General features: G+C 36.9%; 14 protein-coding genes. 9 read left to right on the top strand and 5 right to left on the bottom strand.

The features are described from left to right. The first annotated feature begins 1 nt into the window (after nt 1). Nucleotides 2–1027, top strand: coding sequence for an endolytic transglycosylase MltG (mltG, locus tag OK18_RS15500; protein WP_050021338.1), 1026 nt, complete (start codon nt 2–4; stop codon nt 1025–1027). 122 nt (nt 1028–1149) lie between these two features. Beyond that, the gene (locus OK18_RS15495) at nt 1150–3729 is read left to right on the top strand and encodes a TonB-dependent receptor domain-containing protein (RefSeq protein WP_053328585.1); all 2580 of its coding nucleotides are present in this window, start codon (nt 1150–1152) and stop codon (nt 3727–3729) included. Nucleotides 3730–3770: 41 nt separating this feature from the next. On the opposite strand, the gene OK18_RS15490 is transcribed toward OK18_RS15495, so the two are convergent. The 4 genes from OK18_RS15490 to OK18_RS15475 all read right to left on the bottom strand — a co-directional run bounded on the left by OK18_RS15490 (nt 3771) and on the right by OK18_RS15475 (nt 7336). Continuing rightward, nucleotides 3771–4223 carry an adenylyltransferase/cytidyltransferase family protein gene (locus tag OK18_RS15490; protein WP_050021340.1) on the bottom strand — a complete coding sequence of 151 codons (453 nt, stop codon included), beginning with the start codon at nt 4221–4223 and terminating at the stop codon, nt 3771–3773. Nucleotides 4224–4237: 14 nt separating this feature from the next. Then, nucleotides 4238–5002: a methyltransferase domain-containing protein gene (locus tag OK18_RS15485; RefSeq protein ID WP_053328584.1), complete on the bottom strand. Its 765-nt coding sequence runs from the start codon at nt 5000–5002 to the stop codon at nt 4238–4240. Between the two features lie 12 nt (nt 5003–5014). After that, nucleotides 5015–6037 (bottom strand): UDP-glucose 4-epimerase GalE, encoded by a 1023-nt coding sequence (galE, locus tag OK18_RS15480; RefSeq protein WP_053328583.1) that lies wholly within the window; start codon nt 6035–6037, stop codon nt 5015–5017. A 174-nt stretch (nt 6038–6211) separates the two neighbouring features. Further along, entirely contained in the window at nt 6212–7336 is a 1125-nt protein-coding gene (locus OK18_RS15475; protein ID WP_053328582.1) for a DegT/DnrJ/EryC1/StrS family aminotransferase, read from the bottom strand. Nucleotides 7337–7424: 88 nt separating this feature from the next. On the opposite strand from OK18_RS15475, the gene OK18_RS15470 reads away from it, so the two are divergent. Continuing rightward, on the top strand, nt 7425–9029 hold the full coding sequence (locus OK18_RS15470; RefSeq protein WP_053328581.1) for a S8/S53 family peptidase: 1605 nt from the start codon (nt 7425–7427) through the stop codon (nt 9027–9029). 101 nt (nt 9030–9130) lie between these two features. On the opposite strand, the gene OK18_RS15465 is transcribed toward OK18_RS15470, so the two are convergent. Then, complete coding sequence (locus OK18_RS15465; RefSeq protein WP_053328580.1) at nt 9131–11665, bottom strand: phosphoenolpyruvate carboxylase; 2535 nt, start codon at nt 11663–11665, stop codon at nt 9131–9133. A gap of 172 nt (nt 11666–11837) precedes the next feature. Here OK18_RS15465 and OK18_RS15460 point away from each other — a divergent pair, with 172 nt between their 5' ends. The 6 genes from OK18_RS15460 (at nt 11838) to OK18_RS15435 (ending at nt 15952) form a co-directional block, all read left to right on the top strand. Continuing rightward, entirely contained in the window at nt 11838–12404 is a 567-nt protein-coding gene (locus tag OK18_RS15460) for a Crp/Fnr family transcriptional regulator (protein WP_053328579.1), read from the top strand. A gap of 55 nt (nt 12405–12459) precedes the next feature. Then, complete coding sequence (gene def / locus OK18_RS15455; protein ID WP_053328578.1) at nt 12460–13038, top strand: peptide deformylase; 579 nt, start codon at nt 12460–12462, stop codon at nt 13036–13038. Nucleotides 13039–13154: 116 nt separating this feature from the next. Beyond that, the gene (locus OK18_RS15450) at nt 13155–13511 is read left to right on the top strand and encodes a hypothetical protein (protein WP_053328577.1); all 357 of its coding nucleotides are present in this window, start codon (nt 13155–13157) and stop codon (nt 13509–13511) included. Between the two features lie 53 nt (nt 13512–13564). Further along, nucleotides 13565–13969: a hypothetical protein gene (locus tag OK18_RS15445; RefSeq protein ID WP_053328576.1), complete on the top strand. Its 405-nt coding sequence runs from the start codon at nt 13565–13567 to the stop codon at nt 13967–13969. A 37-nt stretch (nt 13970–14006) separates the two neighbouring features. Further along, complete coding sequence (locus OK18_RS15440; RefSeq protein ID WP_053328575.1) at nt 14007–14612, top strand: hypothetical protein; 606 nt, start codon at nt 14007–14009, stop codon at nt 14610–14612. A 176-nt stretch (nt 14613–14788) separates the two neighbouring features. Then, a complete protein-coding gene (locus OK18_RS15435; protein WP_053328574.1) occupies nt 14789–15952 on the top strand; it encodes an iron-containing alcohol dehydrogenase in 1164 nt (387 codons plus the stop codon). Nucleotides 15953–15968 lie beyond the last annotated feature (16 nt).

Below are 15968 nucleotides of genomic sequence, written 5' to 3'. Positions count from 1 at the left end.
AATGAAAAAAACTATTCTCATTATTATTCTGCTGGCTTTTGTAGTCGCAGGATTTTTTGGTTTGAGATTTTATAATACATATTACGGGAACAACGTAGAAAAGGAAGGTTATGTACTGATCCCTCATAAAGCAGGCTTCGGGCAGATTATGGATTCTATCAGCCCGTATATCAAAGACAGGGAATCATTTGAAACGGTAGCCAAAGATAAGAAGCTTGCGGCCAATTTTAAGCCGGGGCGTTATCATATTGAAAACGGAACCGGAAATACAGACCTTGTCAATATGATTAAAGCAGGTAACCAAACGGCCAATTCCTTCAGGATCGGTGATTTTGGAGATATGTATCAGATGATTGGTAAGGTTACCAAAAAAACAGAATTGGATTCTTTACATTTTGTTAATGATCTAAACGGTATTGCCCAGGAGAAAGGCTATAAAAACGCAGAGGATTTAAAAAAGTATTTTTTCATTGATACTTATAATTTTTTCTGGACAGTAAGCCCAAGAGAATTTTTCAAAAAGTTTGATGATCAGTATAATGATTTCTGGACCAGTGAAAGACAAAACAAGGAACAACAGTCCGGTCTGACAAGAGACCAGATCTATGCCCTTGCTTCTATTGTTTATAAAGAGTCGGGCGGAAAAAAAGATGAAATGAAAACGATAGCAGGATTATACTTAAACCGTTACAGAAAGGGTATGAAGCTTCAGTCTGACCCTACGGTAATCTATGCCATCAATAAACAGACTAATTTTAAGGAACCTATTAAAAGGGTATTATATAAGCACCTGTCTACCCCATCCCCTTACAACACCTATGCTAATGCGGGTATTCCTCCGGGACCTATCTGTGTAGTGGATAAAAATTCAGTAGACGCTGTGTTAAATGCGGAAAACAATAATTATATATTTATGTGTGCTGATCCTGCAAGATTTGGATATCATAAGTTTACGGCAAGTGCTGAAGAACATGCTGTAAATGCAAAAGCCTATCAGGATTGGCTTAATTCAAAAAATATAAAATAGGCTTAGCAAACAATTAGAATTTAAACATAAAAAACGAACCTTATTATTTTGATAGTCAGTGGTTTATGAAGTATCAAAATAACAAGGCTATCTTTTCACGATTTTATACAAAAAAATAACCTATGAACAAGACAGAAATTGTCAGCATTTTCACCAAAAAAACGTTAGGGCTTACCTTAGTACTTTCGGCAGCAGCAATGGCTTTTGCACAGGAAAAAGCAGGGATTTCAGGGATGATTGTCAACAAGAAAAACCAGCCTGTTCCTTATGCTTCTGTAACATTCAGTAATAAAGCGAACAAATCCTTAAGCGATGCTGTTCTGACTGATGAAAAAGGACAATACAAACTGCAGCTTGCTCCCGGAGATTATGACATTACAGTAGAAGCTATTGATTATAAAAAAAGTACCACCAGTAAAAACATTACCGGAAGCGGAAATATCGGGGCATTATCCATAGAACCTGAAGCTGCTACGACATTGGACGGAAAAACACAGGAAATCCAGGGAATCGTAATTACTGCGGCTGCTCCTAAGGCTTATAAGGTTGAATTGGACAAAAAAACCTATGATCCTTCACAGGATATCGTCAGCAAGGGAGGAAACCTTCAGGATGTCCTTTCGAATGTTCCTTCGGTGTCGGTAGATACAGACGGGACAGTTTCTATGAGAGGAAATTCCAATGTTAAATTTTTAATCAACGGTAAACCGTCTTCCCTTCTTGGCATCGATGACGGAGCTAATGCGCTCCAGAGTATTCCTGCTGATCAGATTGAAAGAATTGAGGTGATTACCAATCCTTCTTCTAAATTTGAAGCCAGCGGAACTGCCGGTATTCTGAATATCATCCTTAAAAAAGATAAAAAAATGGGCTTTAACGGAACGGTAACGGGAACATTGGGTTATCTTCCGCGTACCAACCTGAATGCCAATTTAAACTGGAGAAAAGGTAACTGGACCTGGTTCCTGAATGGTGGTGGTGGCTATCAGAAGAATGAAAGCACAATGAAGAATACAACCACAAGAAAAGACGACATTAGTGCCTTGCCTTCCGACTCATTTCCTTTTACCCAGTATTCACAACAAAATGGGAAAACTAAAAGAGAAAGTGACACCTATAACGTGACGGCAGGTTTTACCCATGACTTCAATGATAAGACCTCTATTAACTTCTCCGGAATGGTGAGAAGCTTTGATACTGATCAGACCGGACTTAATACTTATAATGAAAAAGTCTATCCTCTCCCTTCTTCTCTTAGCAATGTACTTAGAGAAAGGAACAGCTATGGAAATAATAAAAACCTAGCGACTCAGTTCGACTTGGGATTTGACCAGAAAATCGGGGATAAAGGACAGCTTTTATCTGCATCTGCCAGCTATCAGACAAATAAATCCGACGGGATCAATCAGATTGTACAAAAAACTTTTATTGAAAATGTTCTACAGCCTAAAGGGAATATCGTCAATAATGTAAGTACAGATTCTAAGACGGATACCTTCATCGGAAAACTTGATTATGAGCTCCCGATAGGTGAAAAATCTAAATTAGAAGCCGGAGCAAGGTATGATTATAACAAAAATTCCTATAATTATTTTGTGGACCAAAGTGAAAACGGACAGACTCCAACTACAAGATTTGATTTTACAAGTAACACCGTATATTCCGAGAACATCCTTGGAATTTATGCTCAGTTCAAAAGTAAAATAGGAGAAAAATTTGCCTATCAGCTGGGATTGAGAAGTGAATATTCCAAAATTGATGTCAACTTCCAGAATTTTGACAAAGAAGGAAATCCCGCCAATACCCCTGAAGTAAATAAAAATTATACAAAGTTCTTCCCTTCTGTCTTTTTAAGCTATGATATTGCGAAGAACAATCAGATCTTATTAAATTATTCAAGAAGGATTAACCGGCCAAGAGCATTCTCTTTAATTCCTTTTATGTCTTTTGATGATGACAGAAACTATTTCAGGGGAAATCCTAATCTGAATCCAACATACGAGAACTCTTTCGAGCTTGGATATAATTTGTCTAATAAAAAGATTACTTTTAATCCGACCTTATATTTTAAAAAGTCTGAAGACGAGCAAAACAGATATCAATATATAGATGAAACAGGAGCTGTTAATACAATTCCTTTCAACGTAGGTACTGAAACCAACTATGGTTTGGATCTTAATGGTACTTATGATCCTTTCAACTGGTGGAAAATAATGCTTTCAGCAGATTTATACGGATATAAAAATACGGGAAGCTATAACTTATACCCTGATAATCCGAGGACTTTAAATGACTTCTCAGGTTCGGGATTCTCTTATAGAATACGTTTCAACAATACCTTTAAGCCAACCAAAACATTGAGTGTCCAAATCCAGAGTTTTTACAGGGCTGCTGAGAAAACCGCAATGAATAACAGAAAAGCCATGTATGGTATAGATTTGGGAGTGAGCCAGACGATCTGGAAAGGAAACGGAATTATTGGATTTAACATCAGAGATATTTTCAATACGAGAAAAATGAGAAACTTCACAGATAATGCCCAGTTTACCAGGGAAATGGAAATGCAGTGGCAGCCAAGACAGTTTGCTTTATCATTTACCTATAGGTTTAAGCAGGGTGAGAAGGTTGACATTAAACCAAAAGTAAAGAAAGATATTAATTCAAATACAACAGGCGACGACGAGCAGGGCGGCCCAATGTAATCGATAAAAAATCCCGAAAGTAATTTTTCGGGATTTTTATTTTATTTTACAGGTTCTTTTTTGGCAATTTTTTCTTTTTCTGCTTCATAAATCCGTCTTCTCAAATCACTTGTTGAGAATCTGTGATCTCTTTTGTTATAAAAAATTTCAATTCCTTTTTCTTCGCAATATTGTTTGCCTGTAAAGTCTTTATCCAGATAATCGTCTCCAATGATTCTTACATCGATTACAAAGGATTTCAGAATATCCAAAAGGTCTTCCTCAGTATAATAAGGAACGATCTCGTCTACTGCATTCACAGCTTTTAACTGGATATATCGTTCTACAATCGTCTGGCTGGGTTTATTTTTGCCTGGACGGTCATGGGATGGGTCAATCTGAAGCCCTACGATTAAATAATCGCATACTGTTTTAGCTTCTTCAAGCATTTTAATATGTCCTGCATGTAATAAATCAAATGAGGAAAATGTAATACCTATTCTTTGTGTCTTCATATTAATTTCTAAAATTAAAATTTCGCTGAAATAAACGTTCTTTTAAACGGATAAAAGACCGGTGATTCAGGAAAGGTGTTTTGCAATTCTTTTTTATAATCGTTTTTAAATTGTTCTTTCAGTTCATCCGGAAGCCTTTCAATATAAGGAATCATGGCCGTTCCGGAAGCCCAGGTAAAGACGGCTTCTGCATCCCTGAGTACATGAGGAAATACTTTTTCAAAAACAATGATTTCTTTCCCTTTATTATCAAATAAAATTTGGGCATAGTCCTCTATTTTCAAAACCGTATATTCTCTTTTCCAGGAGTTATAAGCTGTTTTATAAGGCTCAGCTTCTGCTACTTTTCTAAGCAGCTGATGCACTACATATTCATGATTGGAAGGAATCTGTACGGCCAATTGTCCGCCGGCTTTAATTTTACTGATAATTCTCGGAAAAAGCTCTTTATGGTGGCTACACCACTGTATAGCCGCATTGGAGATCACCAAATCATAAGTATCAGCAAGGTGAAGCTGTTCCTCGATGCTTCTTTTTTCAAAATGCAACCTGTTTGTTGCAAAATGAGCTGCTTTTTCCAGCATTTCCTCAGAGGAGTCTATTCCCAAAACTTTAGAATCCTCCAGGTAATCCAAAAGTTTGGAAGTCAGTTCTCCTGTCCCACAACCCAGATCAATAACCGACAGATTGGTTTTTGATTCTACAAGCTTAAGCAAGTCAAAAAACGGGGCTGATCGTTCTTCCTTGAACTGGTCGTATATTTCAGGATTCCAGGCCATGATAAAATAATTTTATGAGTTTCTGGTGTTCAGGTATTTCTGCCATTCCCAGGTTGTCCTTAAAGCTTCTTCCAAAGACGTTTCAGACTTCCATCCCAGTTCCTGTTCTGCCTTGGCTGGATTGGCATATGCAATGGTAATATCGCCTTCCCTTCTATCACAGATCTGATAAGGAACATTTACCCCATTGGCGCTTTCAAAAGCTTTTACAACTTCTAAAACTGATGATCCTTTTCCTGTTCCAAGGTTATAAATATCTATTACTGTTTCCGCTGATTGATCTTCCATTAACTTTTTTAACGCTGCCACATGCGCTTTTGCAAGATCAACAACATAAATATAATCACGAACAGCCGTTCCATCTTCTGTTGGATAATCATCTCCCCAGATACTTAGTTTTTCACGAACTCCGGCTGCCGTTTGCGTAACGTAAGGCACCAGATTATTCGGAACCCCGATGGGTAATTCTCCGAGTTTTGCAGACGGATGGGCCCCAATAGGATTAAAATACCTTAGCAACGTTATTTTCCGGTTATATGCTTTTGCAAAATCAATAAGGATTTCCTCTCCCATTTGTTTTGTTTTACCATAAACACTTTCGGGCATTTTCAAAGGGGTATTCTCATCGATTGGCATCTTATCAGCCTGCCCGTACACAGTACAGGATGAGCTGAAAATAAAGTTTGAAATTCCTCTTATTTTAAATTCCTGAAGAATATTTATTAATGAAAATAAGTTATTCTCATAATAATCTACAGGGATCACCTGGCTCTCCCCCACTGCTTTGGAAGCTGCAAAATTGATACAACCATCAATATGGTGGGCATCAAAAACCTGGGTAAGAAGTTCTTTTCTTTTTAAGTCAAAAGGATAAAAAACAGGCTTTTTGCCTGTAATTTCCTCTATATTATTTAAAATAAATCTTTCTGAATTGGATAAATCATCTACGATAATGACCTCAAAACCATTATTGATAAGTTCCACTACCGTGTGGGAACCAATATATCCAAGTCCTCCTGTAACAAGTATTGCCATTTTTATTTTTTAATCTTTGTGTTTTTCTATATCATTTATTAATTCCACTTATTTTTCATTATAAATAATATGTCGAAATTACTAAATAATCCGAATTAATACTGATTTTATAAAGTAAAATTTTAAACCGGCAATCTCTATTAAATGATCAACTAGCTTATATATAAATACTTTCTACTTCATAAACTCAAGTACCGCGTCTGTAATATATTTCAACTGCTCTTCATCCAGCTCAGTATGCATTGGTAAAGAGATAACCTGATCCAGGAGCTTATCTGTATTCACAAAATCGGCATCATTACTTTCCTGAAAATATGCTTTTTGTTTTCTTAATGCTACAGGGTAATAAATCATTGCCGGAATTTCTTTTTCAGCAAGGAATTTTTGCAGTTCATTTCGTTTACCGTTAAGAATTCTTAAGGTATACTGGTGGAATACATGGGTGGAGCTTTCAGATCTTACAGGGGTAAGAATATGAGGATGATTGGCAAATGCTTCATCATAATAATCTGCGGCTTTCCTTCTTGCTTCGTTATAAGAATCCAGGTGTGGGAGTTTTTTTCTTAAAACAGCAGCCTGGATACTATCCAAACGAGAGTTCACTCCTACCTCATCATGATAATATCTTTCATACATTCCATGATTTACAATTCCTCTCAGGCGGTGGGCCAATTCGTCATTATTGGTAAAGATAGCTCCGCCATCACCATAGCATCCTAAATTTTTTGAAGGAAAGAAAGAAGTGGTACCTACCGTAGACATTGTCCCTGCATATTTTACTGTTCCATCGGAGAACGTGTATTCTGCTCCTATTGCCTGTGCATTATCTTCTATAACGTATAGGTTGTGTTCTTCAGCAATTTTCAATATTTCTTCCATATTGGCACATTGCCCGAATATATGTACAGGGATAATTGCTTTTGTTTTCGGGGTAATTGCTTTTCTGATCTGATCTGTTGAAATGGTAAATGTATCATAGTCAACATCTACTAAAACAGATTTTAGTTTAAGCAGATGAATAACCTCCACTGTTGCTGCAAAAGTAAAATCAGCAGTAATTACTTCATCTCCTTCTTTCAGGTCTAAAGCCATTAAAGCGATCTGTAATGCATCGGTTCCATTGGCACATGGAATTACATGCTTTACGTCTAAATAAGACTCCAATTCATTCTGGAAAGACTTTACTTCAGGGCCGTTAATAAAAGCTGCCGAATCCATTACATTTAAAACTGCATTGTCTACATCATTCTTTATTTTGTAATACTGACTTTGCAAGTCAACCATCTGAATTTTTTTCATAAAATAAATATTTGTGTAAAAATAAGGAATTTAAAATCCTATCAAAAATTTTATTGGTTTTGTTTTTATCTTTATACAAAATATTCCTATGAAAAAATTTTTACTTTTTTGTTTCTTAACCGGTTATCTTCATATTCCGGCTCAAACAAGGCTTGTTTTTGTATACTTTACGGATAAGCCCAATAAGTCGGCATTTTATGCCAATCCACTTTCAGAACTGACACAAAAGTCTCTCAACAGACGCACCACATTGGGAATTCCGCTCAATGATCAGGATGCTCCCATTGAACAATCATATCTGCAAAACCTTCAGAATCTTGGCTTTACTGTCACAGATTATTCAAAGTGGCTTAATGGTGCGGCTGTACAGGCAACTCCTGCACAGGTTTCTCTTCTGCAGGCCCAGCCTTTCGTGCAATCTGTCGAAAGTTTTGCCAGAAACGGATCAACAGGAGGCACAATTAAGCCGGTTGATAAATGGAAAGATCATTCAACCACTCAGAAAACACTCACAACCTTCAATTACGGATCTGGTACAGCCCAGATTGACCAGGTGAATATACGTCCCCTTCATGTGGCAGGATATACCGGAACCGGAGTTTCCATTGCTGTTATTGATGCAGGTTTTCCAACGGTAAATACTGGCAGTGCATTTTCCAGATTGTGGACTAATAACCAGATTAAAGCCGGTTATGATTTTGTCACCAAAACCAATGATATCTATAACCCATCTTTAAGTTCACATGGTACTGTGGTATTGGGAACTATAGGAGGATATCTGGAAAATATATTTGTAGGTTCCGCCCCCGATGCTGATTTTTATCTTTACCGGAGTGAAAACGCGGCAGTAGAAGTTCCTGAAGAGGAAATGTACTGGATTGAAGCTGCTGAAGAAGCTGACAGAAAAGGGGTAGAAATTATTACTACATCACTGGGCTACAATGTTTTTGACGACCCTCAATACAATTACACTTATGCTGATATGAACGGAAGCACCTCTTTTATTGCACGGGCAGCCGGAATTGCAGCAGAAAAAGGAATATTCGTTCTTGCAGCATCCGGAAATTCCGGGCAGCAACCCTGGCATTATCTGCTGACCCCTTCAGATCATGAAAAAGTATTTAGTATCGGATCGGTAGATACTGCCGGAATCTCATCAGATTTTTCTTCATATGGTCCTAATTCCCTTGGAGTGATAAAACCTGACGGAAGCACACAAGGTACTGCTACCACCACTGTATATGACGGATCTACCCTCACTGTAAACGGGACCTCTATTGCTACTCCTATTGCAGCAGGAGGCGTAGCTTGTTTCATTCAGGCCTTTCCTTCGATGAACAGGGATCAGATCAGATTGAAACTACGGCAAACAGCTTCCCTATATCCTAATCATACAGACCAGATAGGATATGGTATCCTGAATTTCGGTAGTCTTTACAGTTCTGTTTTGGATACTTCTGAGGCTTTGAAAAAAGAAAAATTCAGTATTTTCCCTAATCCTGTTAAAAATGTTTTGAATATTACCTCAAAAAATGAGATTAAAACATTGGAAGTTTATGATAATCTGGGAAGGCTCATCAGAAAAAATAGTAATCAAAAATCCATGAATGTGGCAGATTTTTCAAAAGGAACGTATTATCTGAAGATTCAGGCAAAGGATAAGATCTATTATGAAAAATTTATTAAAGAATAAAGTTACTCTCTATAAGTTTCCGGCTAAAGCCGATGGATTGGTTAATAATAATAGAACGGGCTGAAGCCCGTTCCAATTGATAATATTGCCGTATTTAATCATTACGCTGAGTTTCTGCTGGCATTAATATTTCCGAATAAAGAACGCGTCACCAGCTTTTCATAGGCGCCTTTATCTCCTTCTCCTTTTTGAATCTTCATCAAGGCGTATTGTTGAATACTCAATAACGGAAGAACAATTTTTTCACGGATTTTTACTGATTTTCTGGATAGCGGATCTTCTTCCTGAAGCATTTTAAATCCGGTCAGCTCAAGCATAATATCTTTTGAAAGTTCGTATTCATCAAAAAGGATATTCCAGAATGTGCCGAATTTCGGATTGTTTTTGATATAATATGTCAAGGGAAAATAAGATTTGTTCATACTCATCATGGAGTTTAGAACCAATGTTTTAAAAAAGTCCGAACCTTTGTATAATTCTCTTACTTCTTCAAATCTTCCCTGCTCTTTCATTTGCTGCATGGCATATCCAAAGCCGAAGAATCCCGGCACATTTTGCTTCAGCTGGGACCATGATCCCACAAATGGAATGGCTCTCAAATCTTCAAACTTCAGTTCACTTCCGTTTCCTCTTTTGGAAGGACGGCTTCCGATATTTGTTTTTCCATAGTATTCCAGTGTACTCATTTCCTGAAGATAGGGAACAAACATAGGGTGGGCTTTCAGATCTGCGTATTTTTTGTAGCTGATTTCCGCCAGTTCAGCAATCAGTTTTCTTTCTTTTTCCGTAAGTTCTTTTTTAGCATTTTTAAAGACATCATTTTCAACTCCTGCTGTTAAAAGCTGTTCAAAATTATACTTAGCCTGTTCTTTATTTCCGAAAATACTGGTAATAGTCTGCCCCTGAATTGTTAATTCAATTTTATTATTGGCAATGGTTTTACCTTGTGATGCGTAAAAATCGTGGGTTTTTCCTCCACCCCTTGCAGGAGGACCTCCTCTTCCGTCAAAGAAAATGACTTTGATATGATGCTGTTCAGAAAGTTTTGTTAAAAGTTCTTTTGCCTTATAAATTTCCCAGTTAGCTTTTAAATATCCTCCATCTTTGGTTCCATCAGAAAAACCAAGCATAATAGTCTGCTGATTCCCTCTTCTTTCAATATGTTTTTTATATACAGGATTCTGATATAGTTCATTCATTACATTTTCGGCATTGGCAAGGCCTTCCATGGTTTCAAAAAGGGGAACGATATCCATATTGATCTCTTCGTCTTTATATCCGCAAACTTTGAAGAATGCATATACATTCATAACATCTTTTACAGCATCAGAATTGGAAATGATATAACGGTTCATTCCTCTGAGACCATTTACATTCTGAATTTCAGAAACCTGGGAAACTGTCAGCAGTGTATCTTTTACAATATCCTCAAAATCATCGGGATTTATTTTTTCAGAAACCTGAATCAGTCGGGTAAATTTCTGTTGCGGGTCAGCTTCCTCATTTCCGTAAAGTCTGGCAAATACTTCATCAATTGCTTTCTGATGAATCCGGCTGTCCTGCCGGATATCCAGCGTTGCAAAATGAGTCCCGAAAATTCTCACCCGGTCCCTGAAATTGGTCAAAAGATCAAGAAACAAAGAATTGTGTTCATGAATTAATATATTTTCAGCTTCATCTGCTTTTGCTAAAATATCTTCTGCAGTAATGCTTTTTCCATTGAAAATAGCAGCATACAATTCTTCACTCAATTGAGTCAGGATCTCTGAAACTCCCCTGAAACTCAGCCTTCTCCTGATAAACTTTAAATGACTGTAATAGGACTTCAGAATGGCAGAACGAAGTTCTTCTGCCACTCTTTTGGTAACATCTGCTGTTACGAAAGGGTTTCCATCCCTGTCACCACCCGGCCAGAAACCAAGCTGGATGATGTCTTCGTGTAAATGAAAATGTCCGTTTCCAAACGTTTTTTTAATTTTTGTAAATAATTCTCCGATGGTATCATAGTACACGTATCTCAAATACGAAATAATGCTCAGTGCTTCGTCAATCGGTGTGGGTTTCTCTTTGTTCACAAAAGGTGTTTTTCCCAACTGTTGTAAAAGCATATCGATCTGGGTAACGGAATCACTGGTAATGGCTCCCCTCAGGTCCTGGATAATACGTTGTACTGAACTCGGATAAAATTGTGTAGGGTGAGCTGTGAATACAACTTTTACACTAAAGTCCTTCAGCTTTTCGCGCACTTTTTCAAGCTTATGGTCCTGAAAAGAACGTTCAAAAAGATTGGTGACTGTTCCGTTATCGCTTTCGGAGTGAAGGTTGGGAAATGCTGCATCCTCAATACTGTCAAACAAGACCACCTGTCTTTCTATATATTGAATGATCTTAAAAAGCAGTTCGAGCTTTTGCTCCTCAGTCTCAAGGTCTGTATGATTTTTAAAAAATTCTTCTACAATAATCTCGGGAGTTTTTCCTGCTTCATAGCCGGTTCTGCTTTCCTCATAAAGGAAGGGAAGCAACATCCCGATATTGGTCATTTTATCATATGGCAGGCTCATAAATAATGAATTGTAGATCTGGAACTTATTTTCCACAATCTGCCTGAATTTTTCTGCGCGTTGGTCGTGTATCATAATAACAAATGTAAGTGATTTTGCAATGAGTTGAATTGACAATTGACAAAAAAGTTGGTATAAAATTACAGTAATTATTCCTCAGATTCCCAATCAAACATTTTGTAAATTTGTAACCTGGATCATCTTAGGGTATAGAGATTGGTCAAAAGTCATCCGAAAAGTTTCCAATATGGGCTACATCAGAGAATATTATGAACAGATTATAAAACTGCAGGAATCCGAATGGTCATTTATAGCAAAACACTTTCACAGAAAAGTATTTCCTAAGAATGAGATTATTACATTGCAGGGCAGTACGGAAAATTTTCTTTCTTTTATAGAATCCGGTCTGGTAAGGTCTTATATTCCTGATGATGAATATGGCTATACTTTCGGTTTTGGATTTGAAAAGGAGTTTATCTGTGCGTATGACTCTTTTCTTACCCGAACGCCTTCTGAATATGAAATGCAGGCACTGACAGAAACCGTGGCATGGCAGATTTCTTATGATGACCTGCAGAAAGTTTACAAAGAAACCAACGTTGGTAATCATTTAGGCCGTTTTGCCTCTGAAAAATTATTTTTATCCAAAAGCAAAAGAGAGCTTTCTTTACTGAAGTTTACAGCTAAGCAGCGTTATTTACAATTATTTACCGAGCAGCCTGAGCTTCTGCAGCGTGTTCCCCTCAAATATATTGCTTCCTATATTGGAGTTACTCCACAGGCTTTAAGCAGGATCCGCAGGCAAATTAATTAACATAGGTTCATTGTATATCTCTCCTGCTCTGCTGAACTTTGCAGAAAATACAACAATGAATCTACCTATCCTTGCTTACGGAAATAATATTTTAAAACAGAAATGTCTCCAGATCAATGAAATTACTCCGGAAATTCATCAATTGGTAAATGACATGTGGGATACAATGGAGAATGCCAATGGTTGCGGACTTGCTTCACCCCAGATCGGGAAACCTTTACAACTCTTCGTTGTTGACAGTCAGATCACTTATCAAAACCTGGATACGGAAGATCAGATACTGTATTTCGAAAAAGGTGATAAGGGAATAAAAGAAACTTTTATCAATGCGAAAATAATCCATAGTTCAGAAGAAGCCTGGGAAGATTATGAAGGGTGCCTGAGCATTCCCGGACTTTCTCAAAAGGTAAAAAGGCCCTGGGAAATTACGATTGAATATCTGGACCGGAATTTTATAAAGCATACCAAAACTTTTAAAGGAATGACGGCAAGAATTATTCAACATGAGTATGATCATACTCAGGGAGTTTTATACATCAACCGACTGAAGACATTAACAAAGAAACTGATGGAATCTAAACTTAAGAAAATTGCCAGTGGGAATATTGTGACAGGGTATCCTATGAAGTTTTGATCAACTTTTTGAGTCGTTTGGGCAAGTTGGCGAGATCAAGCTAGAGATGTATTAATGCATTTGAGGCCCATCAATATTGAGTTTTAAATGTATCTTCGTAAAAAACTTAACCAAAAATGAAATTCGGAATTATTTTTTATGCAATTTTAGGAATTTTAGCTTTATTCATAGGTATTTATCTACTGCAATATTTTATTCTTCTTTCTATTATTTTTTTCATTGGTGCATTTATCAATGTCGTTTTCATTCATAAAGAATATTCCCTTCATAAAAATGATAAAATTAAATATGATGAAAATTCAATTCCTGATGAAGTTATAGTCAAATATTCACCTGAAATAAATTATTTATACTTCTTTCACAACGACGAAAAGATAGAAATAAACATCGATGATTTAGATATTACAGATTATCAGCTTTCCCAAGTTTTGAAAATATTTAGAGCTCGTTTTAATAATTCAGGTATAATATAATTCTGATTACAAAACATTCATTAATTTTACTTTTCACACCATTCCCACGCTACATGAAAAAAACATTCATTTTCCTACTCTTAATAATGCTGTTCATCTCTTGTGAAAAAGATTGTTACAATGCGCCACAACCCATCGTTTTTGAGTTCGTAAACTCCAATCATGAAAATCTTATTACCAACGGTACATTGACCACCTACTCAGTTCAAGACGAGAATAATGCCAACATACAATTGACCAAAACATCCGACAATAAAGTTATTTTAGAAAATGTAGGGGCCTATAATGGAACAAAAAAATATAAATTTTATTCTAATATTAAAAATCTGGATTTTTCCATCCAATCATCTGAATTTAAAGGAGGTTGTGATGGCTTTCAAATCAATAAATTAACGTTCACGGGCATTGGAATTGACGTAACAGACGAAAAAGGCTATTACAAAATTGTCTTGCAATAAATCTTCTTAACTTTGTTAAATTTGTAAAAATAACTGAATGAGAGTATTATTTCCGGCTTTATTGTTATTATTCAGCATGGTTTTCGGCCAGAAAGCTGTTCCATCCGATTTCAAAAAAATCCCGGAAATTCTAGATAATATCGATCTACTCTATCCATTCATCATACCGGATAAAGATTATGCCTATTGGCGGGTACTCAGCAACGACACCGATTATGAAAAAGCGGTTATCTATGAAAGCCAGGCTCCTGAATTTATGACGATTAATGAACCTGTTCCGGAAAAAGGATTTTTTCAAAAATGTATAGGTAACAATTGTTTTTCATACATCCTTGCATGCAAAAATGAAAGACCGGTTTATTTTTCCAGCGAGCAGCAGTTGAGAGATTTTATCGGAACGGTAGACAATCTGCCTGAAGCTCTTTTACTGGCAAAAACATATGGGTATACGGTAGACACCACCAACCTTTTTACCGGAGCCTACAAAATTGAAGACCGCTATATTTCTTTATACCTTAAACAATCTAAGGGCTGTCCTGCTGTAAAAGAATCTTTTAGGGTTAAAATCAACAGGAAAACCGGAAAACTGGAGGCAAAAACTAATGGAGTGTATGCAAAGGATGAAAATTGTATTTCTTCATAGCTTGGTTCATTTTTGTAAGAACAAGGCCAACTTCAGAAAACAATAAAAAAAGTCTCATCCAGATGACAGAAAGATCTGCAATAGCTTTCATGAAAATCAACCATAGTAATTTTAAAATTCCATTAACTCAATTTTCTTTTTTCATTCCGTAAATTTGGGTAAAATAAATTTAGAACATGCTTAATTTTGAGTTTAAAAATCCGACTAAAATACTTTTCGGGAAAGGTGAAATTGCCAAGATTTCCAATGAAATCCCTAAGGAAGCCAGAATATTAATGATCTACGGTGGTGGAAGCATCAAAAACAATGGGGTATATGATCAGGTAAAAGAAGCACTTAAGGATCATGAGGTCTATGAATTTGGCGGAGTTCCTGCCAATCCTGAATATGAAGTGCTGACGAAAGCCATAGATTTTATTAAAGAAAACAATGTCACCTATCTTCTTGCTGTAGGAGGAGGCTCAGTTATTGACGGAACAAAGTTTATCTCTGCAGCGGCCAGATATAACGGCGAGCCTTGGGATATCCTGAGAAAACAGGTAAGAACATTCGAAGGGGAAGGAATGCCGTTTGGAAGTATTCTTACGCTTCCTGCTACCGGTTCTGAAATGAATTCAGGATACGTTATCTCAAGAAGGGAAACTAACGAAAAGCTTTCTTCAGGAGGGCCAGGACTTTTTCCCCAATTTTCTGTTTTGGATCCTGAAGTCGTTAGATCTATTCCTAAAAACCAGATTGTAAACGGCATTACCGACGCCTATACCCATGTATTGGAACAATATATGACTGCCCCTTCTTCTGCAGATCTGCAGGAAAGAATTGCGGAAAGTATTCTGATCAGTCTTCAGGAAACAGCTCCTAAAGTATTGGCTGAAGATTTCAACTATGATGCTGCCGGAAATTTTATGTGGTGCTGTACAATGGCTTTAAACGGGCTTATCCAGAAAGGAGTAATTACAGACTGGGCTGTACATGCAATGGGACATGAGCTTACCGCTTATTTTGGTATCGACCATGCCAGAACATTAGCGATTATTGCTCCATCACATTACCGTTATAATTTTGACAGCAAAAAAGGAAAGCTTGCACAATACGCTGAAAGAGTATGGGGAATTAAAGATGGAACAGTAGAAGAAAAAGCAGAGATGGGTATAAAAAAACTGGAAGAGTTTTTCCACAGTCTTCATATCAAGACCAGACTTTCGGAATATACGGAAGATTATAAGGGAACTGCTGAAAGAGTGGAAAAAGCATTTACAGACAGAAACTGGGCAGGTCTTGGAGAATACAGAAAATTAACGCCTCAGGATGCTTTTAAGATTGTTGAGATGAGCTATTAAATATTATTTTTGTTTC

The organism is Chryseobacterium gallinarum (assembly GCF_001021975.1).
Lineage (GTDB): Bacteria > Bacteroidota > Bacteroidia > Flavobacteriales > Weeksellaceae > Chryseobacterium > Chryseobacterium gallinarum.
The sequence above is the reverse complement of the archived record's forward strand: the minus strand, read 5'-3'. Positions and strand labels throughout refer to the sequence as shown.

What these genes read in the sequence shown, in the direction of transcription:
- OK18_RS15445 (WP_053328576.1), top strand. Translation starts at nt 13,565, where the DNA reads ATGAAAAAAACATTCATTTTCCTACTCTTAATAATGCTGTTCATCTCT.
- OK18_RS15475 (WP_053328582.1), bottom strand. Translation starts at nt 7,336, where the DNA reads ATGAAAAAAATTCAGATGGTTGACTTGCAAAGTCAGTATTACAAAATA.
- OK18_RS15460 (WP_053328579.1), top strand. Translation starts at nt 11,838, where the DNA reads ATGGGCTACATCAGAGAATATTATGAACAGATTATAAAACTGCAGGAA.
- def (WP_053328578.1), top strand. Translation starts at nt 12,460, where the DNA reads ATGAATCTACCTATCCTTGCTTACGGAAATAATATTTTAAAACAGAAA.
- OK18_RS15450 (WP_053328577.1), top strand. Translation starts at nt 13,155, where the DNA reads ATGAAATTCGGAATTATTTTTTATGCAATTTTAGGAATTTTAGCTTTA.
- mltG (WP_050021338.1), top strand. Translation starts at nt 2, where the DNA reads ATGAAAAAAACTATTCTCATTATTATTCTGCTGGCTTTTGTAGTCGCA.
- OK18_RS15465 (WP_053328580.1), bottom strand. Translation starts at nt 11,665, where the DNA reads ATGATACACGACCAACGCGCAGAAAAATTCAGGCAGATTGTGGAAAAT.
- OK18_RS15435 (WP_053328574.1), top strand. Translation starts at nt 14,789, where the DNA reads ATGCTTAATTTTGAGTTTAAAAATCCGACTAAAATACTTTTCGGGAAA.
- galE (WP_053328583.1), bottom strand. Translation starts at nt 6,037, where the DNA reads ATGGCAATACTTGTTACAGGAGGACTTGGATATATTGGTTCCCACACG.
- OK18_RS15490 (WP_050021340.1), bottom strand. Translation starts at nt 4,223, where the DNA reads ATGAAGACACAAAGAATAGGTATTACATTTTCCTCATTTGATTTATTA.
- OK18_RS15495 (WP_053328585.1), top strand. Translation starts at nt 1,150, where the DNA reads ATGAACAAGACAGAAATTGTCAGCATTTTCACCAAAAAAACGTTAGGG.
- OK18_RS15440 (WP_053328575.1), top strand. Translation starts at nt 14,007, where the DNA reads ATGAGAGTATTATTTCCGGCTTTATTGTTATTATTCAGCATGGTTTTC.
- OK18_RS15485 (WP_053328584.1), bottom strand. Translation starts at nt 5,002, where the DNA reads ATGGCCTGGAATCCTGAAATATACGACCAGTTCAAGGAAGAACGATCA.
- OK18_RS15470 (WP_053328581.1), top strand. Translation starts at nt 7,425, where the DNA reads ATGAAAAAATTTTTACTTTTTTGTTTCTTAACCGGTTATCTTCATATT.